The organism is Sulfitobacter sediminivivens, from assembly GCF_042611115.2.
Classification (GTDB): Bacteria; Pseudomonadota; Alphaproteobacteria; order Rhodobacterales; family Rhodobacteraceae; genus Sulfitobacter; species Sulfitobacter sediminivivens.
Window position 1 is genome coordinate 13,880 of record NZ_JBHGAR020000010.1, and the last position, 26,649, is coordinate 40,528.

Below are 26,649 nucleotides of genomic sequence, written 5' to 3' on the forward strand. Positions count from 1 at the left end.
GATCATACCCTGAGCAAAGGCCGCCCGCACTATGCCCTCGCAACCGACGCCGCTGATTGCACTTGAAGCGATAGATTACGCCCCTGATGGCGTGCCCGTTCTGACGGATATCTCCTTTAGCACCAGCGCGCGGCGCATTGGGATCATTGGGCGCAACGGGTCTGGCAAGACGTCTTTGGCCCGGGTGATGGCGGGGCTTGTTTCCCCACACAATGGGGACGCGCGCATCGCGGGAATAGATGTCGCCCGTGACCGCAAGGCGGCGTTGCGGCATGTCGGTATCTTGTTTCAAAACCCCGATCACCAGATCATTTTCCCGACGGTCGGGGAAGAGATCGCTTTTGGGTTGACCCAGTTGGGTCTGTCGAAAACTGAGGTCACTGCGCAGGTCACTGCCGTCCTGACGCAGTTTGACAAAGCCCATTGGGGACCTTCGGCCATCCACCAACTTTCGCAAGGCCAACGCCAATTGGTTTGCCTGATGTCGGTACTCGCCATGAAGCCGCAAGTGATCATTCTGGATGAACCCTTTGCCGGGCTCGATATGCCGACCGCCATGCATTTGCGCCGGGTATTGGAAAGATTGGATGTGACGCTGGTGGTGATAACCCATGATCCTGATGTGGTGGGTGGATATGATAGGGTTTTGTGGTTGGAAGGCGGACAGGTTGCCCAAGACGGAGCACCGGGGCAGGTTTTGCCAATCTTTGAGGCGAGGATGAAACAGATTGGGGACGGTGATGATCTCTCTTACGTCGCCGGTTGAAACCTGGGCGCACCGGTGGCCCGCTGGCCTGAAACTTGGTCTGCTCTGCGCGGCAACGATGGTGTTGTTCGCGGTGCAGCAGCTGCAGTGGCATCTGATATTTATCGGAGTCGCCTCGGTGCTTTACGCGCTGCCGGGGTACCGTTTTTGGGTCAGTGGGCTGCAACGTCTGATGGTGCTGTGGCCCTTTGTGGTGCTGATCGTTTTGTGGCACTTCATCACAGCCGATCTGGGGGCGGGGCTGGTGATCGTGCTGCGGATGGTGACGGCAGTGGCGTTGGCCAATTTGGTCACCATGACCACCCGACTGTCGGACATGATGGGCGTCGTCCGGTGGCTTACCGCGCCTTTGCGGCTTTTCGGGGTCAGGACCGAACGGATCGAACTGGCGATAGCGCTGGTGGTGCGGTTCACGCCGGTATTGGCAGCCAAGGGCCAGCTCTTGGCAACGGCATGGCGTGCGCGCGCGGTTCGGCGGGTCGGCTGGCGGATCATCACGCCCTTTGCGGTACTTGCGATTGATGATGCAGAGCATGTGGCCGAGGCTTTGCGCGCCCGGGGTGGTGTGTAACGGCAAACGGTTGACGGCACTTCATGGACGGCCTACCGATGCGGGCAGTCGCAGTTTGCGCAAATCAGGGATACCATATGGAACGCTCAATCGCTCTCATTGCCATTTTTGCTGCCTTGATCGCGGCCCTTGGGCTAATGCCAAATCTGATGCTTGCGACAGGCGTGCCGATCACGGCGCAAAGCCTTGGTGTGATGCTCTGTGGCACGGTGCTGGGTGCCAAGCGTGGTGGGCTTTCTGTGCTCTTGTTCGTTGGCTTGGTTGCACTTGGGCTACCGCTGCTTGCTGGTGGGCGCGGGGGCTTGGGTGTCTTTGCCTCGCCAACGGTTGGTTTCATCGTCGGTTTTCCCATCGCGGCATTCACGACGGGTTTCGTGATGGAGCAGATGCGCAGGCAATCGGTTGGTCTGGCCGCCGGAGTCTCTGCTGCGGTCGGGGGCATTTTGGTGCTATATCTGTTCGGCATCACTGGGTTCATGTTTGTTCTGGACAAGGGATTGGGTGAATCGCTGATCGTGCTTGGGGCGTACATACCCGGCGACATCATCAAGGTCATTTTGGCGGGGTTTATCACGGCGGGATTGGCCAAGGCGCGTCCCGCAAGTTTGCTGTCACGCACGTAACAACAGCGCGGTTCCGATCCCACCAGCTGCGGCAATCGCAGCCAAGCCGGTGCCGCCTTTTTTCTGCAGGTCATGAAACAGCCGCACCGCGTTGATTGCACCGGATGCACCAATGGGATGGCCGCGCGCCAGCGCACCGCCGCCTTGGTTCACGATACCCGGATCAATGTGCGCGCCGCGAACGCAGGCGATGGCCTGTACCGCGTAGGCCTCCATGATCTCAGCAGCGGTGAGGTCAGTGGGGGACAGGCCGGTTTGAGCCATGATCTTTGTGATGGCAGCAACGGGGGCAAGGCCGGGGCAATCTGGTGCGCCGCCCAATGTCGCCCCCGCAACGATTTCAACTTTGGGGCCTGAAAGCCGTGCGGCCACACGTTCAGATACCACCACACAGAATGCGGCACCATCTGCGGCGACTGCCGCATTGGCCGCGGTGATATCGCCTGTAATGGCTTTCGCTCTTTCACATAGTGCAGGACTTAGGCGGCGTGTGAATGTATCGTTGGTTACCCCATCAATCGGAACGATTTCGGCTGGTGTCGGATGGTAGGCCAGTGCTTTGGCATGGCTGGCGATTGCCCAGTCATCCTGCGCTTTGCGGGTGATGCCCAGCGATTGGGCCAGCGTATCGGCTGCTTGTGCCATGTCAGGGTCGCGGTCGGGCCAGGGAGTGAAAGGCGCCTGATCATAGGCTACGGGAGCGCGCCCGTCCGCAAAGGTCTGCATCCGAACCGGGCGGCGTGAATAGCTTTCCACTCCGCCTGCGACGATCACATCCGCGTCACCACTGCGGATCATCTGACGGGCCAGCAACAGGGCGTCCAGACCGCCCGCGCATTGCCGATCAATGCTCAGGCCCGCGATGCGTTCCGGCAGGCCCGTCGCAAGGGCGATGATGCGTGCCGGGTTGCCGCCTGCGCCGAGGGCATTGCTGACGATGACCTCGGCGACATTGCTGTCATTCATTCCAGCCTGCGACAGCGCCGCGCGCAAGACTGGCCCTGCAAGCGCGTGAATTTCCAAATGTGACAGTGCGCCGCCACGCGGGGCAACAGGGCTTCGGCAGGCGGCGATGACATAGGCTGTCACAATTGGCCCTCCACCCAGTCAGACAGATTAACCAGATCAATCTTGCCAGAACCAAGCAGCGGCAAGGACGGGTGAAACAGCACCTTATGGGGGGTCATCAATCCGCCTAGTTTTTCATGGCAAAAGTCTCTTATAGCGTGAGCTATCTCTGCATTCTGCCCCCCTTGCAAGACCGCGACCAAACGATGACCACGAGTCTTGTCCGGAACCGGGATCACGGCACATGTCCCGAATTGGGGATTGGTTGAGATCAGCGTTTCGATGTCTTCGGGGAATACATTCTGGTCGGCTATGGTGATCATCCGCGTTTTGCGCCCTTTGATCCAGAGGTTGCCGTCTGCGTCAATCTCACCCATTTCGCCTACAGTGACAAACCCATCTTTCCACCTTGTGTCAGCGGGGTCATTGGCCATGTAGCCCTTAAAGAGATAGGGGCTTTGGACCCAGACATCACCTACGCCGGTTGTCGGCACGCCTTTTTTGTCCAGTACACGCAAGACCACGCCGGGATAGGTTTGGCCAACGCAACCGTCAGGCGTGTTGGCATCCGCAAGAGTGATGAAGCTGGTCTCGGCAGCACCATAAAAGACATGGAGTGCTGCATTGGGGCAGAGTGTCTTGGCCGCTGCCCGGGTTGATGGGTTCAGGTCGCCCCCGCCGCATAGGATCAGCCGAACGTCGGGCAATTCTTCGCCCTGTGAATGCGCGAGCAAGCGCAATTGTGTTGGCGTGGCGTAAAGAACGCTGATGCCGTGGTGCGCCAGCACCGCCCGCTGCGTTCGGGGGCCTAAGCCGTCCAAGGCAAAGGCGTTCAGACCAAGATGCAGCGCTTCAAGCACCCCATAAAGCGCAAGTGAGTGGCTGAGTTTGCCGAAAACGGCGATGGAGTCTTCTTTGGTGAAGTCAAATTGCACTGCGTTAACTTCAAAGCTGGAAACCCAAGACACCTGTGATCGGCGAACGATCTTTGGCTGACCCGACGATCCACCCGTGAGAGTGAGAAAGTGGTCACTGTCAGTTTCAAGGTCCGGCGGCAGTGGTCTTTCAGAAACGCAAAAACCGCAATTGCCACTCAGGGCTGCGCCAATGTCGGACAGTGCGGCGGCTGTTGGTTCGCAGGCAATCTGTTTGAATGGCTGGTCTTGGCCAGTCTTTGGCCGCTCAATTTCGATATCGCCCGCGAAAAGACGTGCGCGTTCATCCCATCTAAACGTCGCAGCTTGCGCCATTTTCAGTGCCTCACATTACATTGCCTTGCCACTGACCTACCAAATCACGCGGCCAATGGCCAAGCGCACAATATCCGGGTGCATGGGATGCGCGCGGCGTCTATGTTGACGATCATATCTGTAACGTGGGGGATGAGCCGATGACTGAAACGATGCGTGCAATTGAGATCACCAAACCCGGCGGGCCAGAGGTCTTACAGGTTACATCCCGGCCAATGCCCATAGCCGGTTATGGGCAGGTTGTCATCAAGGTCGTTTACGCCGGTGTAAACCGTCCGGACGCTCTGCAACGGGCTGGTATGTATGCGCCACCGCCCACAGCAAGTGATCTGCCGGGGCTGGAAGCATCAGGTGAGGTGGTCAGTGTTGGTGCCGGTGTGTCGACCGTTGCAGTAGGCGATCATGTCTGTGCGTTGCTGCCCGGTGGCGGTTATGCCGAATATGTTGCGACACCTGCCGCGCATTGTTTGCCGATCCCGTCTGGTATGGGACTGAAAGAGGCGGCGTGTCTGCCCGAGACGTTTTTCACCGTGTGGTCAAATGTCTTTATGCGCGGCGGTCTGAAGGCCGGAGAGCGGTTTTTGGTGCATGGTGGATCATCCGGCATTGGAACAACGGCAATCCAACTGGCGCGGACATTTGGCGCGCGGGTGTTTACGACCGCCGGGACAAATGAAAAATGCGCGGCGTGCATTACGCTAGGTGCCGAAGAGGCGATCAATTACCGGGACAGTGATTTTGTGGAGGTTTTGCAAGCCGAAGGGGGGGCAAATCTTATTCTTGATATGGTGGGCGGCGATTACATTCCCCGAAACCTAAAGGCGTTAGCCGAGGATGGTCGATTGGTTCAAATCGCATTCCTGCAAGGACCGAAAGTTGAGGTGAATTTTGCCACTCTGATGACGCGGCGCCTGACGATGACCGGATCGACGTTGCGCCCGCAAAGCGATCTGGCAAAAGCGCGCATCGCCCAGGAACTGCAAGAGGCGGTTTGGCCGCTTTTATCATCGGGCAGTGTGGCCCCGGTGATGGACAGCGAATATGGTTTCGAAGCAGCGTCCGAGGCGCATGCGCGGATGGAGACAAGCGGCCATATTGGGAAGATTGTATTAAAAGTGGCCGGCTGAACGGGGTGCCCCAGTCATCGGAGCGGGTCAAACAGAGCGTCTTTCATCTGGCAATCTCGCACCACGTCCTGTCCGCAGGGCACCGGGGTGAGCTGACGTGACAGGCAAATGCGCGCCTCTTGGATGCGGTTATTGCGGCAGGTAATGGTGATGCCGTCTGCTTTGATGGCCGGGTTGGATCTCAAAAAAGCGTCTTCGACAATTGAGGCGGGCAATCTGACGCTGCGGTCGAGTTTGCGAAATATGGCGGGGCGTTCGATCAGCGCATAGGCGCGGCGGGACAGCGCATAGTAATCCTGTGCGGAAAGGCCGGTGCAAGAGCCATGCTTTTTCCATTGATGCCATGCCAGCCCGCTGGTGCCCATAATGTCGGTCATGGCGCTGGTCATGCCGCGCGATGGGGCCCGTTCAATCGTACGGCAATAGGAGGGGTAGCCGCGATGGAACTGAGGCCAGAGACCATGCATGATCCAACCGTGGCCGGATTTTTCAGCGCATTGCGGCGATCGTTTTGCGTCGCCTTCAATGGCACACCAATTTGGTGACCAGCTGAGCGACAGCACGAAATAGTCGAATTCACCGGCCAGTTCATTCTTGGCTGTGGCGGTGTGGGCGGCACCAAACAAGAGCGCCACAAACCCGATCAGCAGGATGCGCATTGGGTCTTTCCTTATGTTTCATGGCTCATTATATAGGCGTTAAGTTCCCCGACAATGGAAACCGTTCTGCCCCGCAGGACAGCCTTTCAGGCGACGGGAAAGTTGCGTTTAAAGGAGAGATAAAATGGCAAAACCGATTATGGCCAAAGCCACCGCTGTTTGGTTGGTGGACAACACCACCATCAGCTTCAAGCAAATTGCTGATTTTGTTGGCATGCACGAATTGGAAGTGCAGGGCATTGCGGATGGCGATGTGGCGCAGGGCGTGAAGGGTTTTGATCCGGTTGCAAACAATCAGCTGACCCAGGAAGAGATTGATGCTGCACAAGCATCTCCCAATCACGTCATTCAGCTCAAGTTCAATGCCGCGGCGCAGGGTGAGGAAAAGCGGCGTGGGCCACGCTATACACCCTTGTCGAAACGCCAGGACCGTCCTGCCTCGATCTATTGGCTGGTGAAATTCCATCCAGAACTGACAGACGGGCAGATCAGCAAATTGGTCGGCACCACGAAACCGACGATTCAGGCGATCCGTGACCGGACCCATTGGAATATCTCAAACATCCAACCCATTGATCCGGTTGCACTGGGATTGTGCAAGCAATCTGAACTTGACGCTGCCGTGCAAAAGGCAGCCGCCAAGAAGCTTGCCGCTGGCGAAGTAATGAACGACGATGAGCGGCGCAAACTGGTGAGCACGGAACAAAGCCTTGGGATGGAGTCAGAGCCGAAGATTCCAACGGCAATTGAAGGGCTTGAGACCTTTACGCTCTCTGGAAATCCGGCAGATGACGAAGATGAGGACAAGGGTGATTACTCCGACGCCGACAGCTTCTTTTCGTTGCCAGACGATGATGATGACGACGACGAGGCCGACAAAAAATCCTGAGCGTTCCAATCGTCTTTGGGGAACCAAGCGGTGCGATCATTTGTTAGTAATTTGGGGTGCATGATGTCTTTCCTGCACCCTTTCGCTTTTCAGATTGGTAAACTGTGATTCTCAGGTGTGCACATTGACTACACTCGGCATTGGACTTCTTTGGTTTGTTGGACTGCTAGTACTGGTCGCGACCCTGATACCTTTTTCCAAGATACCTCATGGTGTGGTTCGGGGGCTCGCCTTTCCGCGCCAACAGCTTTTCCTGATGGCACTGGCACTGGCGGTTCTGATGCTGGTCGTGCACCCAAACGCTTGGGGATGGTTTGGCGCGATGACGCTTGGTTTGCTTGCCGCGATCCAACTGATCCATACCATTAAATTCACCCCGATCTGGAGTCTGCAGTCTGTCGCTGCACCGGCAGAATTACGCGCCGATACAGAAAGCCACATCAGGATTCTGGCGGCCAATATCAAGAAATCCAATCGGCAGTTCGATAGGCTGATCTCTCTTATTCAGGCGCGCGACCCTGATGTAGTGCTGGTGATCGAAGTGGATGAGGGGTGGATTGATGCGCTGAAGGTGCCTCTTGATCATACATTTACACATTGGGTCGAGGTGCCGAAAGACAACGGATATGGCATTTGCCTGATGTCGAAATTTCCGCTTTCTGAAACGGATGTGCGTGAGATGATTACCGAAGGTGTGCCATCGATCCGAACGGCAGTGCGTTTGCCCAATGGGTCGGACATTCGGCTGTATGTGGTGCACCCTGAACCACCGGTCATTGATCATGATACGATTGGTCGAGACAGTGAGATCGCCCTCGTCGGAATAGAAGCAGAAAAAGATCACTTGCCAGCCATCGTTGCAGGGGACCTCAACGACGTGGCGTGGTCGACCACAACCCGACGTTTTCAGCGGTTGTCGGGCCTGCTTGATCCGCGTGTGGGCCGGGGATTTTACAATACCTTCAGCGCAACGATGCCTTGGATGCGCTGGCCGCTAGACCATCTGTTCCATGACCCTGAATTCAGATTGGTTGAGATGGCGCGGTTGGAAAAAATCGGGTCTGATCATTTTCCGATGTGGTTTGTTCTGGCGCTTGCCAGAACAAAGGCAGCCGAGACGAAACCCGATCCGGCTGACGCAAATGAAACCCGCAAAACAAAAGAAATGATCGCTGAGGAGCAGGATCGCCCGCGCGAGGCCATTGGCAGTGACTGGGAGGATTGAGGGCCGAGAGATCGTTTGAATTGGGTTTCATCCCGTGTACGGCAAATGATGCAGGCAAGACACGGTGTATTGGGTCAGATATCGAATTTCGGCAAAGTGCATTTTCAGCTTGTACGAATCTCAATTCCGCTTAAATGGCGTCACACAGACGCCAACGCACGCGCCTCTGGCCGGTCACGGAAGCACTTGGCTGACCCGCGTTTATGCAGCGACGGTAACGTCTCTTGAAACGACCTGTTGGGGTTCTACCTCCCCACTTGGCTCTTTGGAGATGACCATGACAGCACAAACCAACGCGGCACTGCGCGCCGATGCACCTTTGAATTTTGACGAAGCGGCGGATTACATCGCGAACAACACGTTCGACAAACCGACATTGGTTGTCAGCCGTGACCGGATTGCCGCGCAATATGATGCGTTGCACAACGGTTTGGGCCGCGCGCACATTCACTATGCGGTGAAGGCTAACCCGGCACCGGAGATCATTCGCATGCTGGTCGAAAAAGGCTGTGGTTTTGATGCGGCGTCCCGTCAGGAAGTCGAGCTGGTCCTGTCTCAGGGTGCACATCCGTCGACCATTTCTTTTGGTAACACCATCAAACGGCCCGTCGATATTGCGTTTGCACATTCGACTGGTGTGACGTTGTTTGCTGCCGATTGCGTTGCTGAACTGGACAAAATCGCGGAACATGCGCCCGGTGCGCGGGTATATATCCGTGTGATTGTTGAAAATTCGCTGGCCGACTGGCCGTTGACCCGCAAATTTGGTTGTGCAGATTCGATGCTGCCTTCCTTGCTTGATCATGCCGCATCGGTTGGTCTAGTGCCGTATGGTTTGTCGTTTCACGTTGGTTCGCAGACCCGCAAGGCGGAATTCTGGAACCCGGTTCTGGATCAGGTCGCACCGCTTTGGCACGCCGCGATTGAGGCCGGTCACGACCTGCAACTGCTGAACATCGGTGGCGGTTTTCCGGCGTTTTATGGCGAAACCGTCGAGGCACCACGCGCCTATTCTGCGGCCGTCATTGCAGCGGTTGAAGCGCGATTTGGCACTGTGCCTCATATCATGGCTGAACCAGGTCGCGGCATGGTGGCCGAGGCGGGTCACATCGCAGCCGAGGTGTTGCTGGTGTCACAAAAATCAGAAGAGGCGCAGCGCCGTTGGGTGTATCTGGATATTGGCCGTTTTTCCGGGCTGGCAGAAACAGAAGGTGAGGCGATCCGCTATCAGTTTGTGACAGAACATGATGGCGGGCTGGTCGGTCCATGTGTCCTGGCCGGACCTTCGTGCGATTCTGCTGATATCCTGTACGAAAAGAAACCCATCGATCTGCCGCTTGATCTGCGGTCGGGCGATCGGATCATGATCAAGAACTGTGGTGCGTATACCAGCACCTACAGCTCTGTGGGGTTTAATGGATTTCCGCCGCTTGATGTGATCGTTCTCTGACCGGTCAACATCGCGCGGAAAGGCCGTCTGCTTTGGGAGGAGCGGACGGCCTATCTGTTAATGGGCGGGCTTTTGGCCGGGCCGTAAAAGCTAAAGCGCTTTGCGGGCCCGCATGGCAGCGGTGATCGTGCCGTCATCGAGGTAATCAAGTTCACCCCCGATGGGAACGCCTTGCGCCAGTGAGGTCAATCGGACCCGACCGTCAAGCTGATCTGCGATGTAATGCGCTGTGGTTTGCCCGTCTATGGTCGCATTCAAGGCCAGGATCACTTCGGTGATCCCTTCGGTGGCAACCCGGTCCATCAGGCGCGGAATGCGCAGTTCCTGAGGGCCGATGGCATCAAGTGCGGACAAGGTGCCCCCCAACACATGATACCGCCCTTTGAACACGCCAGAGCGTTCCATTGCCCAGAGGTCCGCCACATCTTCGACCACGCATAGTTCGCCGTTGGCGCGTTTTTCGCTGTCACAGATGTCACAGACATCCGCTGTGCCGATGTTGCCACAGTTCAGGCACTCGCGTGCGGTGGCGGCAACGGTCTGCATCAGATCCGCCAAAGGTGTCAGCAGTAGCGCCCGTTTGCGGATCAGATGAAGCACTGCGCGCCGGGCCGAGCGGGGACCGAGGCCGGGAAGTTTGGCCATCAGTTCGATCAGGTTGTCGATGTCGCGGGTACTACTCAAACGCCGTCCTTCGCTGCGCGGTTGGTCAATGTGTATTTTGGGAACAATGAAATGTCAGAATGGCAATTTCATATCAGCGGGCAGGCCCATGCCTTCGGTCAGTTTCGCCATTTCGGCCTTCGCGCGTTCGGACGCTTTGCCTTGGGCGTCTTTTATTGCGGCAAGGATCAGGTCCTCAACCACCTCTTTGTCATCGCCGTTAAAGATAGAAGGGTCGATGTTGAGCCCCTTGAGTTCACCTTTGGCCGTCGCCGTGGCTTTGACAAGGCCCGCGCCGCTTTCGCCCGTTACCATGATATTGGCCAGCTCTTCTTGCATCTGGGCCATCTTGCCCTGCATTTCCTGCGCCTTTTTCATCATCCCGGCCATATCGCCAAGTGCGCCTAGTCCTTTGAGCATCGTGATCTCCTGTTTGCACAATCCGGTCATTAGCCTTGATACGCTGATGTGCCAGGACCCTCAAGCGTGGTTCGGGCGCGAATAGTTTAGTAAAAAAGTCAGATTTAATCTTGACTAAAATACTAAGAATTGATTTCTGATGTGTAGACGTCCACTGAAACGCAAGGAAAGGATACGACATGTTCAAGTTAATCGGGGTTGGGTTGCTGCTTGCAGCGGGGACCAGCGCCTCGGCAGAAGAAATGCAGCAAAGTGACCTTTTTACGGCTCTGAAGGGCGGTGGGTATGTCATATATCTTCGTCATGCGTCGACCGAGAGTGATTATGCAGATCAGGTGACAGCCGTTCCAAATGATTGCGCGACACAGCGGGTTCTCAGCGAAAGCGGCTGGCAGCAGGCGCGGGTCATTGGCAAGGCAATCAAGGATCTGGCGATCCCTGTTTCCGAAGTTTTCAGCAGTGAATATTGCCGGGCGTGGCAGACCGCCGACCTTGCCTTTGGTTCATATGAAAAAAAGGCGGCTTTGAATTTTGAACCAGCTGAAGAATATTCAGCTGAACAGACCGCAAAAATGCGCACAAATGTCATGCCCTTTCTGACCGCGCCAACGCTGGCGCAGGGAAACCGCGTGATCGTTGGCCATGACGATCCATTTGAGGCTGCGACAGGTATCTATCCTGAACCGCAGGGGGTGGCATATGTGTTGAAATCAGACGGCAAAGGTGGCGTTGAGGTGCTGGGTCATATTGATCCGGACGCATGGCCCGCATCATAATGCGTTAGCTGTCTTCGAAGGGGTCCCATTCGTCTTCGACCTCAGGTAACGCTTCACTTACCGCATCGGCGGCGATGTCTTCGGCGGTGCGGATGGCGGTGATTTTGGCTTTGGGAAATTGCGCGATGACAGCTTGCATGAGCGGATGGTTTTCGGCCTCAGCCCGCAGATTCAGGTCTTTGGCATCGCGGATTTCGGCGATGGTTTCGGCGGTGGCATCGTTCACGATTGTCACGGCCCAGCGGTTGCCCGTCCAGCGTTGCAGGCAGGCACCTAGACGCTGCGCCAGATCGCGCGGGGCGGCGTCGGTAGGGGTGAAAGCGACGCGGCCGGGTTGGTAGCTGTCCAGGCGCAGGCAGGTTTCAACCTCGACCAGCAATTTGACGTCACGTCTGGCGCGGATCAGTTCGACAACATGATCAAAGGTCGGAAACCGGGCAAGAGCGGCGTCGATGTCGGGGGCCAGGGCGGTCACTGTGCCGCCGGAATGGGACGACTGTGTAACGTCGGCATTTTGTCGGTATGCCGTCGGTGCGCTGCCCGTTGATGGGGACGGGCCACCTGATGCCGGTGCGGAGGGCGGCGGTGTGGCATTTTGCAACTTGCGCACCAGTTCTTCGGGGCTGGGCAGGTCGGCCACATGAGTCAGTCGGATGATCGCCATTTCAGCGGCCATCATCGCGTTTGGGGCCGCCGCGACTTCGTCCAGCGCCTTGAGCAGCATTTGCCACAGGCGGGTCAGAACGCGCATAGGCAGCGCCTCGGCCATGGTCAGACCGCGGCTGCGTTCATCAGGTGAGATGGTTGGATCCTCGGCGGCGTCCGGGGTGATTTTCACGACCGAAACCCAATGGGTGATTTCGGCCAGATCACGCATGACCGCCATCGGGTCAGCGCCATCAGCGTATTGCCCGCTGAGTTCGGTCAGCGCGCCCGCTGCATCGCCGCGCAGGATCATGTCAAAGAGATCAAGCACCCGACCCCGATCGGCCAAGCCCAACATTGCCCGGACCTGAACAGCCGTTGTTTCACCCGCCCCGTGGCTGATCGCCTGATCCAGCAGAGACGTTGCATCGCGCACGGACCCTTCAGCGGCGCGGGTGATCAAGGCCAGCGCATCGTCGGCAATTTCGGCCCCTTCGGCTGTCGCAATCTTGCGCATCAGGGCGATCATCACCTCGGGCTCGATACGGCGCAAATCGAACCGCTGGCAGCGTGACAGGACAGTGACGGGTACTTTGCGGATTTCGGTGGTGGCGAAGATAAATTTTACGTGTTCGGGGGGTTCTTCGAGGGTTTTCAAGAGGGCGTTAAAGGCACCTGAGGACAGCATGTGCACTTCGTCGATGATATAGACTTTATAGCGGGCCGATGCGGCGCGGTAATGGACCGAGTCGATGATTTCGCGGATGTTGGCGACGCCGGTGTTGGATGCGGCATCCATTTCCATCACATCGACATGGCGGCCCTCCATGATCGCCACGCAATGTTCGCATTGCCCGCAGGGTTCGGTTGTGGGCCCGCCTTTACCGTCCGGCCCGATACAGTTCATGCCCTTGGCAATGATCCGCGCGGTTGTGGTTTTGCCGGTGCCGCGAATGCCGGTCATGATGAACGCCTGCGCAATGCGGTCCGCCTCAAACGCATTTTTCAGCGTGCGCACCATTGGATCCTGTCCGACCAGATCGACAAAGGTCTCGGGGCGGTATTTGCGGGCTAGCACGCGATAGGCGGATTGGTCGGTCATTGGGTTTCCGTTGCGGATTCGGGGATCAAGATGTCAGGCTAAAGCATCCAGAGGATGCCGCCAACCGCAATGGACCCGCAGGCAAAGATCAGCGCGAGGGTTTTCATCCGCCGCGCCGGTTGGGCATGGGCTTCGTTGTCGTCGAGACGTTGAAGTGTCGCGCAGGCAGAATCCTGTGCCGCCCAGAAAATATAGACAGCCGTGAGCACAAAGATGGTTGCGACAGCTTTGGCCGCCCATGTCGGTTCAAATGCGCCAAAGACCGCCCTGAGGCCGATGGCCACCGCAAGTGAGGCCATGCCGGTTCGCATCCAGCCTGCGAAGGTGCGTTCATTCGCCAGAATGGTGCGGTCTTCGGCCCAATCGGTGCGGTCTTTTGCAAGTTTATTGCTGTTGCTCATTGAACTATTGTGCGCGCGGCGCGTTCGACTGACAATAGCGCAGGACACAGTGAGGGGAACTAAGATGCGGTTAAGGGGTATTCGGCGAAGCAAGAATGTTGAGGTGCGTCGCGGGGGTGGTCGCGCTGGCAAAGCAGGCGGCGTTGGTATTGTTGGTTTGTTGGCTGTTCTGGCAATCGGCTATTTTACCGGGATTGACGTCAGTCCGTTGTTGAATGGGGGCGGTGCTGTCCAGACCCAGCAAGGCACCCCGGTTTCACAAGCAGACGACAAGGCCACCCAATTCAGCGCACAGGTGCTGGCCACAACCGAAGATGTCTGGACAAAGGTGTTTCGCGAACAATTGGACCGCACCTATTCGCCGCCTAATTTGGTCGTGTTTTCCGGTGTCACGCAAAGCCCTTGTGGTGGCGCGTCCGGGGCCACCGGGCCGTTTTATTGCCCTGCAGATCAAAAGGCCTATCTTGACACGTCATTCTTTACAATGTTGAGCCAGCGCATGGGTGCGGGGGGTGATTTTGCAGCCGCATATGTGATTGCCCATGAGGTTGCTCACCATGTGCAAAATCAGCTTGGCATTTTGCCGAAAGTGGACGCGGCGCGCAGGCAGTCTTCAAAAGTTGAAGCAAATGCGCTGACTGTGCGGTTGGAATTGATGGCCGATTGCCTGTCAGGGATTTGGGCCGCGAATGTGCAGGGATTGATGGAAAGAGGTGACTTGGATGAAGCGCTGAATGCCGCGCGCAAAATCGGCGACGATCATTTGCAACGGCAGGCGGGTCAGGTTCCGCAGCCACATACATTCACGCATGGCACATCAGAGCAACGTGCGCGCTGGTTCGGGCGTGGGTATGACAGTGGCAATGTCGGGCAGTGCGATACCTTTGCTGCCAATCAGTTGTAGAGGCTGGGAGCGGACATACGCGGTAGCGATGACGGGGTCAGAAGCGACGTGTTTCGGCGGCATGATGCGGATACGCCTGCCGGACTGCGCGCGCATTCGCTTTGCGCATGTGCTGAGGTGAGAGATTGATAACGACCCAAGCGGAACTCGTTGTGGCTGCTTCCTTCCGGATCTGACCAGGTTGGCGAGGTGCCTGCCCGCACCAACCTCTCACCGGTCATATAAGATGGGATTTGACCAAACGCAAGGATCACAAAGTCAGGCGCACTGCGACAAACCCATCGTCGGTGGTGCCGGTCGCGGTTGGTCTTAGATGTGTTGCATCTGCCAAGTGATCCAATGCTGCCGGAGACGTTTTGAGCATCGCGTGCACCTTGCTATTGCAGTCAAAGGACCAAGGCTGATGGGACGGCCAGATATTGTCCATGGGATGCTTTAAAGCGTCAATCAGGGCGTCCGAGATGTTGGTTCTGCTGCGCAGAACAATATCGCTGTTTGCGGTGGCGATCACACCTCCGCCCCCGGCGGCGCGAAATTGATTTGTCGTCAGGATAAACTGATCGTCTGGCAGCACTGAAAGGCCGTTGTGGTGCAATGCAGTGATACGCTTGCCGGGGGGCTGGGTCGGGTCGATCGCATATGACACACCAAACACAGTATCGAAATTGAACGTGGGAATAAGCGGGTCGACCAATGGCTGGTTTGGGTCATCCCGCTTGAGTGTATGAAAAACGGATGCGGTGGTTTCCAACATGGCGCGCAAACCGGTGCCGGTGATCCGCACCGCCCAGATCTGGTTTGCATAGGGGCTGAGCCCGGCGATATGGCGGCGCAAGACCGGGCCTTTTGGAATGCACAAAAAGTGGTCGGGTCCGCCGCGCCCACCGGCGGTATGGGCCGCAACAGAGGCGAGCAACGGGATGTTGGCGTCGCTGGTTCCCATCAGTGCATCGCGCACAACCCGTGCCTTTGCACGCGCTGTCAGCGCGGCAATCCCAGTGGGCATGGCGAGTGAGAAATAATTATGCAGCACGTCGTTTGTGTGCCCGATGCATTCTGACAGATGTTCCTGCGCGCGATGATGGACGGGCATGCAAAGCGCTGTGATCTTGGCGTCTGGCGGAGTTGTGGCCGTATTGGCGCGCAGCTTGCTGGTGTGACGGGTTACAGTCCAGGCACCTGACCGCATTTTGGTAAGGGACAGGTCAAGCACGGCCAGATCAGACGCCGCGTTGCCGGGCATGATTGCGGGCCGCTTTGCAATGGTGCCTTTGCTTGCATCCACGCCCGACAGACCGGTGTGATCACCGCCGGGGAAGCGCCGGTGCGTATGACCTGCGATGATGGCGTCAATTCCGGGGGTTTGTGCAAGCGACAGGGCATTTTTGTCCTGACCCATATGAACCTCTGCGATGCCCATATGTGCCAACAGGACGATCACCTGCGCGCCGCGCGCCCGCAGCTTTGCTATTGCCGCGCGCAGGCAAGGCATGGGCGGTGCCACGTCTGCCTTGCCATCAAGGACATGGTGATTCCAGATGGACGTTTTGGCAGGCAATATGGACAGCACACCGACCTTCAAATGCGCGTCCTTGCCGCTGCGGTGCGGCAGCTTGCATCTGATTATGACAGCGTTTTGTATGAAATCGGGGGTGTGCAGATTGAGGTTCGTGCTGACCAGGGGCATGGCCAAATGCGATGAAATGTCCCTAAGATAATCCAATCCGAAATCCAGATCATGGTTGCCCAGACCCAATGCGTCATATTGCAAAGCGTTGATGCAGGACACGAGGGGATGGGCGCGATTTACCGGGTGAGCGGCCAGAATATCACCGATGACTGTCCCTTGAAACATGTCTCCGTTGTCCAGCAAGATGCATCCGGACTGGTCTGCCACTGCCTCTGCGCGGGCCTTGGCGATCAAGGTTGCAATACCTGCCAGACCTTTATTTGCGGTTGGCAGATCCGACACATAATCATGTCCGAGCAATTGCATGTGGATGTCGGTGGTGGCCAGAATCCGAAGACTTGCGGTGTCGTAGCTGACATCGCTGCCCCGAACTGCGTTGCAAGTGGATAACGATATTTCTGTGCTCACAATAAAGTCCTGTATGGCAGCAAGATGGTCGTCTTTAGGTTGTAATTAGTCCAACAGAATGAACCCTAAGGTGCAAGGGTATCAGGGGTTGCCTTTGCCCTAAACCTCGTGTCCGTTGCGCAAAAGCGATAGATCGAACAACATGGAATAGTGAGAGCCACGCATGAAATACGCGGAGCAGGTAACTTTTGGCGGCTCAGCGCTGGACCGGGCTGGCGAGATCCGAAATGATGCGAAAGCTGTTGAAGCGGCCCGCTCGGACTCTGAGGCGCGTGCCGTTCTGTTCTGGCGCGGCAAGCCGCTGATCACGCCGGAACGGCCTGCGGCGCTGGTGCGGCTTGCACTGGACCATCCGGTACTTCAGCAGGCTGTTGCTGACCCGATATTGTTAGGGCGCGAAGACGGTGCTGCCCTGTTCGCATTTGATATATCCAGTTGGATGCCTGAGGGCTTGGATGCAACTGCTCTGGGCGGGTTTCTCGACCCCAGCGAGCAGCACCATCCGCAGTTGCCGGACACGATGGTTTTTGCGGAATTGCGTCGTATCATGACCTGGCTTGATGCCCGTGATGCGGAACTGGCCGCGACCGGGAAGGCCATCCTGGGATGGCATGACATCCACAGGTTCTGTGCGCGTTGCGGTCACGAAACGAATATCACTCAGGCGGGATGGCAAAGAACTTGTCCTGCGTGTCAGGGCGCGCATTTTCCGCGCACGGACCCGGTTGTGATCATGTTGATCACCCATGGAAATTCAGTTCTGATGGGGCGTTCGCCGGGGTGGCCCGAGGGGATGTATTCGCTGCTTGCCGGGTTTGTGGAACCGGGCGAAACGCTTGAGGCTGCGGTGCGTCGTGAGGTGTTTGAAGAAGCCGGCGTGCAGGTGGGTGCCGTGAGCTATCTTGCCAGCCAGCCCTGGCCGTTCCCGGCGTCATTGATGTTTGGATGTTCCGGTGTGGCAACAAGCAGCGACATTACAATTGACCCGGTAGAGATTGAGGATGCGCTTTGGATCAGCCGCGAAGAAATGCTGGAGATTTTTGCAGGTCATCATGCCAATATCCTGCCGGCTCGTAAGGGCGCAATTGCACACTTTTTACTAGAGAACTGGCTTGCGGATAGGCTTGATTAACGCAACAATGATCAATAAAATGTTAACCCGCTTCTGCGCAACACCAATTGAGCGCCTGAGAAATCAGCGGCGAAAAAGGCAGCTATATGAAATTTTCGACCAGAGAAGATATTGAAGCACCAATAGATTCTGTCTTTGAGATGCTATGCGATTTTGAAGGATTTGAGCGGTCTGCGATGCGGCGTGGTGCCGAGGTTCAGCGTGTGGATCGTCTGACTGCCCCCGGTGTCGGGATGATGTGGCAAACCGTCTTTGACATGCGTGGCAAACGGCGAGAGATGCAGGTCGAAATGGTCACCTTTGACCGTCCAAACGATATTGTTGTCGAAAGCACGTCGCCTGGATTGGTCGGGCAGATGAGCTTTGAATTGATGGCACTGTCGCGCAATCGCACGCGGCTAAACGTGGCGCTGGAGGTCAAACCGCTGACCCTGTCAGCGCGGCTTTTGGTGCAGTCCATGAAGCTGGCCAAGGCGTCGCTGACACGCAAGTATAAATTGCGGATCGGGGAATATGCCAAGGGCATGGAAGAGCGGTATGTGAAGATGGCGTGAGGGAGGGTCTGGTTGGACCCAGTCAACTGACCGCAGTAAAATGCAGGCAATCCCGGGCAAGCGATACTTTAGTTTTTGACCTGAGGCGAGCGGCCATATTGGCATGAAGATTGAAGATGCTACGGAGCGCACCTGTCTTGGTCTTTCGACAAGTCGGTCTTATGAAGGACCGGGCACATGCCCGCGAGCAGACTAAATCGGTCCGCACAATTCCCGACCGAAAGCACAGCTGGTATGATCGGAAACTGGAGGATCAGGGATGAAAATTATCATAGTGGGCGCAGCAGGCGATATCGGGCAATCCGCATGCAAAGAACTTGGTGAAAGACATGACATCATCACAGTGGGACGCTCTGGGGGTGACTATCGCGCGGATGTGGCCGACCTGCATGCTGTGAAAGCATTGTACCGCAAGGTTGGCGGATTTGACGCCGTGGTTTCCTGTGCAGGCGATGCGACTTTTGGACCGCTGCACGAATTTGATCAGAACAGCTTCATGGTTGGTCTTCGTCAGAAGGTCATGGGGCAGGTCAATCTGGTTCTCGCGGGATTGGACGTGATCGCAGATGGCGGATCATTCACCCTGACCAGTGGTATTCTGGATCGCGATCCAATCCGCATGGGCACCAACGCCGCGACAGCAAACGGCGCGCTGGCGGGATTTGTGAGGAGTGCGGCGATAGAAATGACGCGCGGACTTCGGATAAATGTGGTCAGTCCTGGAATGCTGGATGTTTCTGCCGCGCGTTACGGTGAATGGTTTCGGGGTCATAAACCCGTGCCATCGCAAGATGTCGGGCTGGCCTATGCTAAATGTGTTGAGGGTGCCCAGACCGGACAAGTTGTCAGCATCGGTTAACAGGGCCATGAGTGAGGTAGAGATTGATGGGACGTCTGCCATCCCCCCGTAACCCACATCATCCTCTCACGCGCGACCTCTGCTGGCCGGATAGACGCCCAGCACCTCAAGCATGTTGGTGAAATATCCCAATTCCTCCAATGCGCGTTTGACCGGCGGATCCTCGGGATGGCCTTCGATGTCCGCGTAAAATTGGGTTGCGGTGAATGATCCACCGACCATGTAGCTTTCCAGTTTGGTCATGTTGACGCCGTTTGTGGCAAACCCGCCCATCGCCTTGTAAAGCGCTGCGGGAATGTTGCGGACCTCGAACACGAAGGTCGTCAGCATTTTGTCGCCACGCCGGGTCAGGTCGATGTCCGGGGCCATCAGCAGGAAACGTGTTGTGTTGTGGTCGAGATCTTCAATATCGCGGGCCAGAACCTCTAGTCCATGAATGTCGGCGGCAACTTCGCTGGCAAGCACACCGTCTGTCGAGCCGGACAGTTCCGCCAATTCCGCGGCGGCACCGGCGCTGTCGGCGGCGGCCTCGGATGTGATGCCGTGCTGATCAAGGAAGCTGCGGGCCTGGGGCAGCAGGACCAGATGCGCGCGGACGTGTTTCACGTCAGACAATGCCACGCCGGGGCGCGCCATCAGCGCAATGCGGACCCTCACAAATGCTTCGCCAATGATGTGCAGGCCGCTTTCGGGCAGCAATCGGTGGATATCGGCGACACGGCCATAGGTTGTATTCTCGACCGGAAGCATCGCTAGGTCGGCACGCCCCTCGCGCACTGCACGGATCACACCGTCGAATGTTGTGCAGGGCACGGGAATCATCTCGGGGCGGGCTTGCAGACAGGCCTCGTGGCTGTAGGCACCCAAGGCCCCCTGAAAGGCGATGCGTGGGGTTGTCTGGGCGTTCATAACCGCATTCCTTGATCAAATTCCGTAAGTCGGGCAATTGGTCGCGGTAACTACACCTTGCCCGCGCCAAGGGAAAGCAATAGTAACGCTATGAAAGAGATGCCTGTTACAAAGTAGTGGACCAAAGCCCATGTTCGACACGATGACCATCACCAAAGTTGCCGCTGGCCTGTTCGGGGCGTGGTTGATCCTTTTGCTCGGCAAATGGGCCGGGTCAGAAATGTATCATGCCGAAGCGCATGGCGAACCCTCTTATGTGATCGAAGTCGTTGATGCTGGTGGCGACAGCGAAGAGGCCGAAGTGGACTTTGGCGAACTGCTGGCGGTCGCAGACATTGCCAAGGGCGAAAAGGTTTTCAAGAAATGCAGCGCCTGCCATAAGGTTGAAAATGGCACGAATGCTGTTGGCCCTCATCTTTATGGTGTTGTTGGCCGTCCGGTTGATGCGGCAGAAGGATTTTCCTACTCCGGCGCGCTAGAAAAGGTGGCGGACGTTTGGACGCCTGAGCACCTCAATGGTTTTCTCGCCAATCCGAAAGGCTATGCGCCGGGCACCACAATGGGTTTTGCTGGCTTGAAAAAGATCGAAGAACGCGCGGACGTGATCGCCTATCTCGACAGCCTCGACAATTGATTTCATACCCACCGGAATCAAAGGCCGCTTCCGTTTCGGGGCGGCCTTTTTCATATCTGACGCCGATATGACGGGGGTTTGATAAGCTGTGCGGCAAGATTACATATTCGCAACTTGCGCCTTGGCCCATTGCCGCATTAGCCTAGTTTAGCAAAAATGCCAGCGCGTAACACGATACAAAGGATGTGCCTGATGACCCAGCCAAAGACCCGTGCCGCCACCCGGACGTTACATCAAAAACTCTGGGCGAACTGGGGCGCGTATATGGTTTTGGGCCTGTCTGTGATCTGGGCCACGCATGTCTGGGCTGACGAAGGCAAGATCACCAGAAGCCACGGATATTCCTTTTATGGCGATCTGACCTATCCTGTTGACTACCCGCATTTTAACTATGTGAACCCCGATGCGCCCAAGGGCGGCGAGATTTCGATTGCCTTTGTGGGGTCGCTGGATTCGATGAACCCCTATTCCGGCAAGGGGCGTGCGCATCTGTTTTCGATTTTTGGATTTGAGAGCCTGCTTGGCGAAGCGCCCAGCAATGAAAGCCTGCCTTCGGATGTCTATGGCGAGGCCTATTGCCTGCTGTGTGAAACGCTTGAATACCCAGAGGATAAATCATGGGTCATCTTCCATATGCGGCCGGAGGCGCGGTTTTCAGACGGGACGCCCGTAACCGCACATGACATCTATTTTTCGCACAACCTTTTGCTGGACGAGGGGCTGAAATCTTATGCGGAAGCGGTGCGCAAACGCATTCCAAATGTCGAAGTGATCGACGATCATACAATCAAGTTCTACTTTGCCGAAGGTATCTCACGGCGCAGCCTGATCGAGCAGGTTGGCGGTGTACCGGCGTGGCCAAAGGCGTGGTTTGAAAAGACCGGCAATGGCCTGAAAGATTCCTGGCTTGATGGCCCACCGGGATCGGGGGCGTATGTCATCAAGTCACTGGACCTGTCGCGCCGCATCGTGTTGGAACGCAACCCGGATTATTGGGGGAATGACCTGCCGATCAATCAGGGGCGCAATAACTTCGACCGCATCCGGTTAGAGATATTCAGCGATGACACGGCTGCATTTGAGGCGTTCAAAGCGGGTGAGTATACGTTCCGCAACGAAGGCGATTCCAAGAAGTGGGCGACGGGGTATGATTTTCCGAAAGTAGAAAGCGGCGCGATCGTGACCGAAGAAATCGCGGATGGTTCCCCTGCAACTCCATCAGGTATTGTGTTCAACCTTGGCAGCGAGGCGCTTAAGGACAAGCGTGTGCGCGAGGCGATTGCATTGGCGTTCAACTTTGAATGGACCAACGAATCGCTGCAATATGGCCTGTTCAAGCAACGTGCATCCTTTACCCAGGATACGCCGTTAATGGCGACTGGCGTGCCCGAAGGTGCGGAATTGGAATTTTTGAAGAGTCTTGGTGATCTGGTACCGACGGCGATGTTGACCCAGGAAATAAGCCTGCCGCATACATCAAAGCCAGAGCGGCTTTTGGATCGGCGCAATGCGCGTACGGCGGCCAAGCTGCTTGATGATGCGGGCTGGACGGTGGAAAACGGAAAACGAGTGAATGCGCAAGGCGAGCCGTTGAAGCTTAACTTTCTATTCAACTCTGCAAGTTCGCCCACCTCTACGGCTGTGGTTGAAAGCTTTGTCTCAAACCTTCAGTCCTTCGGCATTGATGCGACCCTTGAGAAGGTGGATGGTTCCCAATTCACTGCGCGGTCACGCGATCGCGACTATGATCTGCTGTTTGACAGTTATGCAGCTTTTCTTGGAACGGGTACGGGCCTTGCGCAATACTACGGGTCGGAGGCGGCAGAATTTTCGCTGTTTAACCCGGCTGGACTGGCAAGCCCATTGGTGGATGCGATCATCGACGCCTCATTGAACGCCCAGACACGTGAAGATGAGGCCGCGGCCATCATGGCGCTGGACCGTGCTTTGCGAGATGCATTCTTTATCATTCCGGTTTGGTACAAGGACAGCTATTGGGTTGCTTATTATAATCAGTACGAACACCCCGAAACGCCTCCCGCCTATGCTTTGGGGTACCTTGATTTTTGGTGGTTCAATGAAGAAAAAGCCGCCAAGCTGCGTGCAGATGGCGCGTTGAGGTAAACCGCACCCATGGGCGCCTATATTATCCGACGGCTGTTGCTGATCATTCCGACGTTGGTCGGGATCATGTTGATCAACTTTGCGCTGGTGCAGTTTGTGCCGGGTGGCCCTGTGGAACAGGCCATCGCGCGCATTCAGGGCGGCGGTGACGTGTTTGGCGGGTTTGCAGGTGAAAACAACGATGCGGGCGTAACCGATGATCTGGCGCGGGGGTCAGACAGCACTTACATCGGCGCGAGGGGGTTGCCGCCGGAATTCATCGCCGAACTGGAAAAGGAGTTCGGCTTTGACAAGCCGCCGGTGCAGCGGTTCTTCAACATGATGTGGAACTATGTCCGGTTTGATTTCGGCGAAAGCTATTTCAGGTCGATCAGCGTGATTGATCTGGTCAAGGAAAAGCTGCCCGTGTCGATCACCCTTGGGCTTTGGTCAACGCTGATTGCCTATATCATCTCTATTCCATTGGGGATCGCCAAAGCGGTGCGTGATGGCAGCCGTTTTGATACCTGGACGTCTGGCACGATCATTGCGGCGTATGCGATACCCGGCTTCTTGTTTGCGATCCTTTTGCTGGTGCTGTTTGCAGGCGGATCATATTGGCAGATTTTCCCGCTGCGCGGACTGACATCTGACAATTGGGACAGTCTAAGCCCGCTGGGCAAAGTGGCGGATTATTTCTGGCACATCACGCTGCCGGTTCTCGCTTCGACGATATCGGCCTTTGCGACGCTGACCTTGCTGACCAAGAACAGTTTTCTCGACGAGATCAAGAAGCACTACGTGATGACCGCCCGCGCCAAGGGGTTGTCAGAGCGTAGCGTGCTTTATGGTCATGTGTTTCGCAACGCGATGCTGATTGTGATTGCGGGTTTTCCGGCGGTATTCATCGGCGTGTTCTTTGGCGGGTCGCTGATCATTGAGACGATATTTTCGCTGGACGGATTGGGTCGGCTGGGGTTTGAGGCGGCGGTGGCGCGGGATTATCCGATTGTGTTTGGCACGCTGTTTATCTTTGGCTTGATTGGTCTGTTGGTCGGTATCCTGTCGGATCTGATGTATGTGCTGGTCGATCCGCGTATCGATTTTGAACGGCGGGAGGGCTGATGGCCTTGTCCCCGCTCAACCAGCGCCGTTGGCGCAATTTTACCCGAAACCGGCGTGCCTATTGGTCCATGTGGATTTTTGCGGTGCTGTTTGGCATTTCACTGTTCGCGGAATTTGTGGCCAACGACAAGCCGATCCTGGTGAATTATCGTGGTGAATATTTCATGCCGATATTCAGCTTCTATCCCGAGACGGCATTTGGCGGCGATTTCGAAACCGAGGCCGTGTACCGCGACCCTGAAGTCAAATGCCTGATCGCGACCGGCGGTCTGGAGGATTGTTTTGATGATCCCGACACGTTCATCGAGGATGCGCAAGATGGTGAGATTGCAGGCGCAGAGATTGAAAAGGGCTGGGCGATCTGGCCGCCCATTCCCTATTCATTCAACACGGCCGTTGACCGGCCCGGTGCAGCCCCCTTGCCGCCCAATGAGCAGAACTGGCTGGGCACCGATGGCACCAAACGTGACGTGCTGGCGCGGGTGATCCATGGGTTTCGGTTGTCGATCTTGTTCACGCTGATTGTGACGGGACTTGCATCCATCATTGGCGTAATTGCGGGCGCGGTGCAGGGGTTCTTTGGCGGCTGGACGGACCTTATTTTTCAGCGGATCATAGAAATCTGGTCCTCCACGCCCAGCCTTTATGTGATCATCATCATGTTCGCGATTCTGGGGCGCAGTTTCTGGCTGCTGGTCTTTTTGTTGGTGCTCTTTAGCTGGACATCGCTGGTCGGTGTGGTGCGTGCCGAGTTTCTGCGCGCGCGCAATCTGGAATATGTGCGAGCGGCGCGGGCGCTGGGGGTCAGTAACGTGACGATTATGTTCCGGCATATGCTGCCCAATGCCATGGTGGCCACACTGACGATGCTGCCATTCATCATCACCGGAACCATCAGCACGCTTGCGATCCTTGATTTCCTGGGCTTTGGCCTGCCGTCCTCAGCCCCTTCATTGGGAGAGTTGACGCTGCAGGCTAAGCAGAACCTCCAGGCCCCCTGGCTGGCGTTTACCGCGTTCTTTACCTTTGCCATCATGCTGTCGCTGCTGGTGTTCATTTTCGAAGGCATCCGGGATGCGTTTGACCCCAGAAAGACATTTAGTTGAGCGCACTTTTGGAAATCAAAGACCTCAGCGTCAGCTTTCGTCAGGACGGGGCGTTGACCCACGCGGTGCGCGGTGTCAGCTTTACGGTTGAGCGTGGTGAAACGGTAGCCCTCGTGGGTGAAAGCGGGTCGGGAAAATCTGTGTCGGCGCTCTCTACGGTGTCCTTGCTGGGTGACAGTGCTGAGATTTCTGGCTCTGTCACCTATGACGGCCAGCAGATGATAGGTGCCGATGATGCGCTGTTGCGTAAGGTGCGCGGCAACGACATCAGCTTTATCTTTCAAGAGCCGATGACATCGCTCAATCCACTGCACACCATTGAAAAGCAGTTGGCGGAATCGCTGGCGTTGCATCAGGGCGTTGTCGGGGCGGAGGCGCGCCGCCGTATTCTGGAACTGATGGATAAGGTCGGGATCAAGGACGCCGAAAGTCGTTTGGGTGCCTACCCCCACCAACTGTCCGGCGGTCAACGTCAGCGCGTGATGATCGCGATGGCGCTGGCCAACAAGCCTGACGTGCTGATCGCGGATGAGCCAACTACGGCGCTGGATGTGACCATTGAGGCGCAGATTCTGGACCTTCTGAAAGACCTCAAGGATACGATGGGTATGGGGCTGCTGTTCATCACCCACGATCTTGGCATCGTGCGGCGGATTGCCGACCGGGTCTGTGTGATGCAGCAAGGCGAGATTGTGGAGCAGGGGCCAACTGCCGAGATTTTCAGAAACCCTCAGCACCCCTATACTATCAAACTGTTGAGTGCGGAGCAGACGGGCCAACCGGACCCGGTGCCCGAGGATGCCCCAGAGATCGTCAGCACCGATCACCTTAAGATCTGGTTTCCAATCACCCAAGGATTGCTGCGCCGCACAGTGGGGCATGTGAAGGCGGTCAATGATGCGTCGTTTTCCGTCAGGGCGGGTGAGACGCTTGGCATTGTGGGGGAATCCGGGTCGGGTAAGACCACCATGGCGTTGGCAATCATGCGGCTGATTACATCTGAGGGTGCGATCACCTTTATGGGACAGGACGTGCGGCAATGGTCCACCCGTGAATTGCGGCGGTTGCGCAAGGACATGCAGATTGTGTTTCAGGATCCCTTTGGCTCACTGTCGCCGCGCATGACCTGTTTTCAGATCATCGCTGAGGGTCTGAGCATCCACAATGTCGACGAAACGCGCGACAAGCGCGAGCTGGTCCATGAGGTGATGATTGAGGTTGGCCTCGACCCGGCCACGATGGATCGTTATCCGCACGAGTTTTCCGGCGGTCAACGTCAGCGTATCGCGATTGCCCGCGCCATGGTGTTGCGCCCCCGCTTGCTGGTGCTGGACGAACCGACATCAGCGCTGGACATGACGGTGCAGGTTCAGATTGTCGATCTGCTGCGGGATCTGCAGGTGAAGTACGGGCTGGCTTATCTGTTTATCAGCCATGACCTGAAGGTCGTTCGCGCCATGTCACACAAGGTGATCGTGATGAAAAGCGGTGACGTGGTGGAATACGGAGAGGCGGGTGAACTTTATGATAATCCGCAGTCCGATTATACCCGTGCCCTTTTGCAGGTGACCACCTGAAACAAATATTTTC

At 56.6% G+C, this 26,649-nt stretch carries 26 protein-coding genes and 1 other RNA gene; 17 read left to right on the top strand and 10 right to left on the bottom strand.

The window, feature by feature from the left end; translation table 11 throughout:
- Positions 1-31 precede the first annotated feature (31 nt).
- The 3 genes from ACEWL3_RS11515 to ACEWL3_RS11525 all read left to right on the top strand — a co-directional run bounded on the left by ACEWL3_RS11515 (position 32) and on the right by ACEWL3_RS11525 (position 1,960).
- Entirely contained in the window at positions 32-766 is a 735-nt protein-coding gene (locus ACEWL3_RS11515) for an energy-coupling factor ABC transporter ATP-binding protein (RefSeq protein ID WP_386183129.1), read from the top strand.
- The gene (locus tag ACEWL3_RS11520) at positions 741-1,337 is read left to right on the top strand and encodes an energy-coupling factor transporter transmembrane component T family protein (protein ID WP_386183127.1); all 597 of its coding nucleotides are present in this window, start codon (positions 741-743) and stop codon (positions 1,335-1,337) included. The genes ACEWL3_RS11515 and ACEWL3_RS11520 overlap by 26 nt, the downstream gene beginning before the upstream one ends.
- A 77-nt stretch (positions 1,338-1,414) precedes the next feature.
- The gene (locus ACEWL3_RS11525) at positions 1,415-1,960 is read left to right on the top strand and encodes a biotin transporter BioY (protein ID WP_386183125.1); all 546 of its coding nucleotides are present in this window, start codon (positions 1,415-1,417) and stop codon (positions 1,958-1,960) included.
- Here ACEWL3_RS11525 and ACEWL3_RS11530 read toward each other — a convergent pair.
- Together ACEWL3_RS11530 and ACEWL3_RS11535 are read right to left on the bottom strand one after the other, a co-directional pair.
- Positions 1,949-3,052: a thiolase family protein gene (locus tag ACEWL3_RS11530; protein WP_386183217.1), complete on the bottom strand. Its 1,104-nt coding sequence runs from the start codon at positions 3,050-3,052 to the stop codon at positions 1,949-1,951. The genes ACEWL3_RS11525 and ACEWL3_RS11530 overlap by 12 nt on opposite strands.
- Positions 3,046-4,278 (bottom strand): ANL family adenylate-forming protein, encoded by a 1,233-nt coding sequence (locus tag ACEWL3_RS11535; protein WP_386183123.1) that lies wholly within the window; start codon positions 4,276-4,278, stop codon positions 3,046-3,048. Before ACEWL3_RS11535 ends, ACEWL3_RS11530 begins: the two co-directional genes overlap by 7 nt.
- Before the next feature lie 140 nt (positions 4,279-4,418).
- Between ACEWL3_RS11535 and ACEWL3_RS11540 the strand changes: the two genes are divergently transcribed.
- Positions 4,419-5,405, top strand: coding sequence for an NAD(P)H-quinone oxidoreductase (locus ACEWL3_RS11540; protein WP_386183121.1), 987 nt, complete (start codon positions 4,419-4,421; stop codon positions 5,403-5,405).
- Between the two features lie 14 nt (positions 5,406-5,419).
- Here ACEWL3_RS11540 and ACEWL3_RS11545 read toward each other — a convergent pair whose 3' ends face one another.
- Positions 5,420-6,064: a ribonuclease T2 family protein gene (locus ACEWL3_RS11545; RefSeq protein WP_386183119.1), complete on the bottom strand. Its 645-nt coding sequence runs from the start codon at positions 6,062-6,064 to the stop codon at positions 5,420-5,422.
- Positions 6,065-6,188: 124 nt separating this feature from the next.
- Between ACEWL3_RS11545 and ACEWL3_RS11550 the strand changes: the two genes are divergently transcribed.
- From ACEWL3_RS11550 to ACEWL3_RS11560, 3 genes are all read left to right on the top strand, one after another.
- Positions 6,189-6,953 (top strand): DUF1013 domain-containing protein, encoded by a 765-nt coding sequence (locus ACEWL3_RS11550; RefSeq protein WP_386183117.1) that lies wholly within the window; start codon positions 6,189-6,191, stop codon positions 6,951-6,953.
- Positions 6,954-7,077: 124 nt separating this feature from the next.
- Entirely contained in the window at positions 7,078-8,178 is a 1,101-nt protein-coding gene (locus ACEWL3_RS11555; RefSeq protein ID WP_386183115.1) for an endonuclease/exonuclease/phosphatase family protein, read from the top strand.
- A 271-nt stretch (positions 8,179-8,449) separates the two neighbouring features.
- Positions 8,450-9,628 (top strand): type III PLP-dependent enzyme, encoded by a 1,179-nt coding sequence (locus tag ACEWL3_RS11560; protein WP_386183113.1) that lies wholly within the window; start codon positions 8,450-8,452, stop codon positions 9,626-9,628.
- A gap of 90 nt (positions 9,629-9,718) precedes the next feature.
- Here the strand turns inward: ACEWL3_RS11560 and recR are convergent, their stop codons facing one another.
- Positions 9,719-10,312: a recombination mediator RecR gene (gene recR / locus ACEWL3_RS11565; RefSeq protein ID WP_386183111.1), complete on the bottom strand. Its 594-nt coding sequence runs from the start codon at positions 10,310-10,312 to the stop codon at positions 9,719-9,721.
- A 54-nt stretch (positions 10,313-10,366) separates the two neighbouring features.
- Entirely contained in the window at positions 10,367-10,711 is a 345-nt protein-coding gene (locus ACEWL3_RS11570) for a YbaB/EbfC family nucleoid-associated protein (protein ID WP_386183109.1), read from the bottom strand.
- A 179-nt stretch (positions 10,712-10,890) separates the two neighbouring features.
- On the opposite strand from ACEWL3_RS11570, the gene ACEWL3_RS11575 reads away from it, so the two are divergent.
- Positions 10,891-11,487, top strand: coding sequence for a histidine phosphatase family protein (locus ACEWL3_RS11575; protein ID WP_386183107.1), 597 nt, complete (start codon positions 10,891-10,893; stop codon positions 11,485-11,487).
- 4 nt (positions 11,488-11,491) lie between these two features.
- Here the strand turns inward: ACEWL3_RS11575 and ACEWL3_RS11580 are convergent, their stop codons facing one another.
- Both ACEWL3_RS11580 and ACEWL3_RS11585 read right to left on the bottom strand, forming a co-directional pair.
- Complete coding sequence (locus tag ACEWL3_RS11580; protein WP_386183105.1) at positions 11,492-13,234, bottom strand: DNA polymerase III subunit gamma/tau; 1,743 nt, start codon at positions 13,232-13,234, stop codon at positions 11,492-11,494.
- A gap of 38 nt (positions 13,235-13,272) precedes the next feature.
- A complete protein-coding gene (locus ACEWL3_RS11585) occupies positions 13,273-13,635 on the bottom strand; it encodes a YidH family protein (RefSeq protein WP_114879978.1) in 363 nt (120 codons plus the stop codon).
- Between the two features lie 64 nt (positions 13,636-13,699).
- On the opposite strand from ACEWL3_RS11585, the gene ypfJ reads away from it, so the two are divergent.
- On the top strand, positions 13,700-14,539 hold the full coding sequence (ypfJ, locus tag ACEWL3_RS11590) for a KPN_02809 family neutral zinc metallopeptidase (RefSeq protein WP_386183103.1): 840 nt from the start codon (positions 13,700-13,702) through the stop codon (positions 14,537-14,539).
- Between the two features lie 115 nt (positions 14,540-14,654).
- Here ypfJ and ffs read toward each other — a convergent pair.
- Positions 14,655-14,752: signal recognition particle sRNA small type (gene ffs, locus ACEWL3_RS11595), an RNA gene on the bottom strand.
- A 37-nt stretch (positions 14,753-14,789) separates the two neighbouring features.
- Entirely contained in the window at positions 14,790-16,637 is a 1,848-nt protein-coding gene (locus ACEWL3_RS11600) for a 5'-nucleotidase C-terminal domain-containing protein (protein ID WP_386183101.1), read from the bottom strand.
- Between the two features lie 163 nt (positions 16,638-16,800).
- On the opposite strand from ACEWL3_RS11600, the gene nudC reads away from it, so the two are divergent.
- From nudC to ACEWL3_RS11615, 3 genes are all read left to right on the top strand, one after another.
- Positions 16,801-17,769, top strand: a complete 969-nt coding sequence (nudC, locus tag ACEWL3_RS11605) for an NAD(+) diphosphatase (protein ID WP_386183100.1) — start codon at positions 16,801-16,803, stop codon at positions 17,767-17,769.
- Positions 17,770-17,855: 86 nt separating this feature from the next.
- Positions 17,856-18,323, top strand: a complete 468-nt coding sequence (locus tag ACEWL3_RS11610; RefSeq protein WP_386183098.1) for an SRPBCC family protein — start codon at positions 17,856-17,858, stop codon at positions 18,321-18,323.
- Positions 18,324-18,582: 259 nt separating this feature from the next.
- On the top strand, positions 18,583-19,182 hold the full coding sequence (locus ACEWL3_RS11615; protein WP_386183096.1) for a short chain dehydrogenase: 600 nt from the start codon (positions 18,583-18,585) through the stop codon (positions 19,180-19,182).
- 66 nt (positions 19,183-19,248) lie between these two features.
- Here ACEWL3_RS11615 and ACEWL3_RS11620 read toward each other — a convergent pair whose 3' ends face one another.
- The gene (locus ACEWL3_RS11620; protein ID WP_386183094.1) at positions 19,249-20,091 is read right to left on the bottom strand and encodes a prephenate dehydratase; all 843 of its coding nucleotides are present in this window, start codon (positions 20,089-20,091) and stop codon (positions 19,249-19,251) included.
- 130 nt (positions 20,092-20,221) lie between these two features.
- Here ACEWL3_RS11620 and ACEWL3_RS11625 point away from each other — a divergent pair, with 130 nt between their 5' ends.
- The 5 genes from ACEWL3_RS11625 to ACEWL3_RS11645 all read left to right on the top strand — a co-directional run bounded on the left by ACEWL3_RS11625 (position 20,222) and on the right by ACEWL3_RS11645 (position 26,636).
- Positions 20,222-20,725, top strand: a complete 504-nt coding sequence (locus ACEWL3_RS11625) for a c-type cytochrome (protein WP_386183092.1) — start codon at positions 20,222-20,224, stop codon at positions 20,723-20,725.
- 192 nt (positions 20,726-20,917) lie between these two features.
- The gene (locus ACEWL3_RS11630; RefSeq protein ID WP_386183090.1) at positions 20,918-22,849 is read left to right on the top strand and encodes an extracellular solute-binding protein; all 1,932 of its coding nucleotides are present in this window, start codon (positions 20,918-20,920) and stop codon (positions 22,847-22,849) included.
- A 9-nt stretch (positions 22,850-22,858) separates the two neighbouring features.
- The gene (locus ACEWL3_RS11635) at positions 22,859-23,953 is read left to right on the top strand and encodes a microcin C ABC transporter permease YejB (protein WP_386183088.1); all 1,095 of its coding nucleotides are present in this window, start codon (positions 22,859-22,861) and stop codon (positions 23,951-23,953) included.
- Positions 23,953-25,059 carry an ABC transporter permease gene (locus ACEWL3_RS11640; protein ID WP_386183086.1) on the top strand — a complete coding sequence of 369 codons (1,107 nt, stop codon included), beginning with the start codon at positions 23,953-23,955 and terminating at the stop codon, positions 25,057-25,059. The genes ACEWL3_RS11635 and ACEWL3_RS11640 overlap by 1 nt, the downstream gene beginning before the upstream one ends.
- Complete coding sequence (locus ACEWL3_RS11645; protein ID WP_386183084.1) at positions 25,056-26,636, top strand: ABC transporter ATP-binding protein; 1,581 nt, start codon at positions 25,056-25,058, stop codon at positions 26,634-26,636. Before ACEWL3_RS11640 ends, ACEWL3_RS11645 begins: the two co-directional genes overlap by 4 nt.
- Positions 26,637-26,649: the final 13 nt, after the last annotated feature.

Excerpts from the sequence above, each read along its gene's own strand:
- ACEWL3_RS11515 (WP_386183129.1), top strand. The coding sequence starts at position 32 with ATGCCCTCGCAACCGACGCCGCTGATTGCACTTGAAGCGATAGATTAC.
- ACEWL3_RS11520 (WP_386183127.1), top strand. The coding sequence starts at position 741 with ATGATCTCTCTTACGTCGCCGGTTGAAACCTGGGCGCACCGGTGGCCC.
- ACEWL3_RS11525 (WP_386183125.1), top strand. The coding sequence starts at position 1,415 with ATGGAACGCTCAATCGCTCTCATTGCCATTTTTGCTGCCTTGATCGCG.
- ACEWL3_RS11535 (WP_386183123.1), bottom strand. The coding sequence starts at position 4,278 with ATGGCGCAAGCTGCGACGTTTAGATGGGATGAACGCGCACGTCTTTTC.
- ACEWL3_RS11540 (WP_386183121.1), top strand. The coding sequence starts at position 4,419 with ATGACTGAAACGATGCGTGCAATTGAGATCACCAAACCCGGCGGGCCA.
- ACEWL3_RS11545 (WP_386183119.1), bottom strand. The coding sequence starts at position 6,064 with ATGCGCATCCTGCTGATCGGGTTTGTGGCGCTCTTGTTTGGTGCCGCC.
- ACEWL3_RS11550 (WP_386183117.1), top strand. The coding sequence starts at position 6,189 with ATGGCAAAACCGATTATGGCCAAAGCCACCGCTGTTTGGTTGGTGGAC.
- ACEWL3_RS11560 (WP_386183113.1), top strand. The coding sequence starts at position 8,450 with ATGACCATGACAGCACAAACCAACGCGGCACTGCGCGCCGATGCACCT.
- ACEWL3_RS11570 (WP_386183109.1), bottom strand. The coding sequence starts at position 10,711 with ATGCTCAAAGGACTAGGCGCACTTGGCGATATGGCCGGGATGATGAAA.
- ACEWL3_RS11575 (WP_386183107.1), top strand. The coding sequence starts at position 10,891 with ATGTTCAAGTTAATCGGGGTTGGGTTGCTGCTTGCAGCGGGGACCAGC.
- ACEWL3_RS11580 (WP_386183105.1), bottom strand. The coding sequence starts at position 13,234 with ATGACCGACCAATCCGCCTATCGCGTGCTAGCCCGCAAATACCGCCCC.
- ACEWL3_RS11585 (WP_114879978.1), bottom strand. The coding sequence starts at position 13,635 with ATGAGCAACAGCAATAAACTTGCAAAAGACCGCACCGATTGGGCCGAA.
- ypfJ (WP_386183103.1), top strand. The coding sequence starts at position 13,700 with ATGCGGTTAAGGGGTATTCGGCGAAGCAAGAATGTTGAGGTGCGTCGC.
- nudC (WP_386183100.1), top strand. The coding sequence starts at position 16,801 with ATGAAATACGCGGAGCAGGTAACTTTTGGCGGCTCAGCGCTGGACCGG.
- ACEWL3_RS11610 (WP_386183098.1), top strand. The coding sequence starts at position 17,856 with ATGAAATTTTCGACCAGAGAAGATATTGAAGCACCAATAGATTCTGTC.
- ACEWL3_RS11615 (WP_386183096.1), top strand. The coding sequence starts at position 18,583 with ATGAAAATTATCATAGTGGGCGCAGCAGGCGATATCGGGCAATCCGCA.
- ACEWL3_RS11620 (WP_386183094.1), bottom strand. The coding sequence starts at position 20,091 with ATGAACGCCCAGACAACCCCACGCATCGCCTTTCAGGGGGCCTTGGGT.
- ACEWL3_RS11625 (WP_386183092.1), top strand. The coding sequence starts at position 20,222 with ATGTTCGACACGATGACCATCACCAAAGTTGCCGCTGGCCTGTTCGGG.
- ACEWL3_RS11630 (WP_386183090.1), top strand. The coding sequence starts at position 20,918 with ATGACCCAGCCAAAGACCCGTGCCGCCACCCGGACGTTACATCAAAAA.
- ACEWL3_RS11635 (WP_386183088.1), top strand. The coding sequence starts at position 22,859 with ATGGGCGCCTATATTATCCGACGGCTGTTGCTGATCATTCCGACGTTG.
- ACEWL3_RS11640 (WP_386183086.1), top strand. The coding sequence starts at position 23,953 with ATGGCCTTGTCCCCGCTCAACCAGCGCCGTTGGCGCAATTTTACCCGA.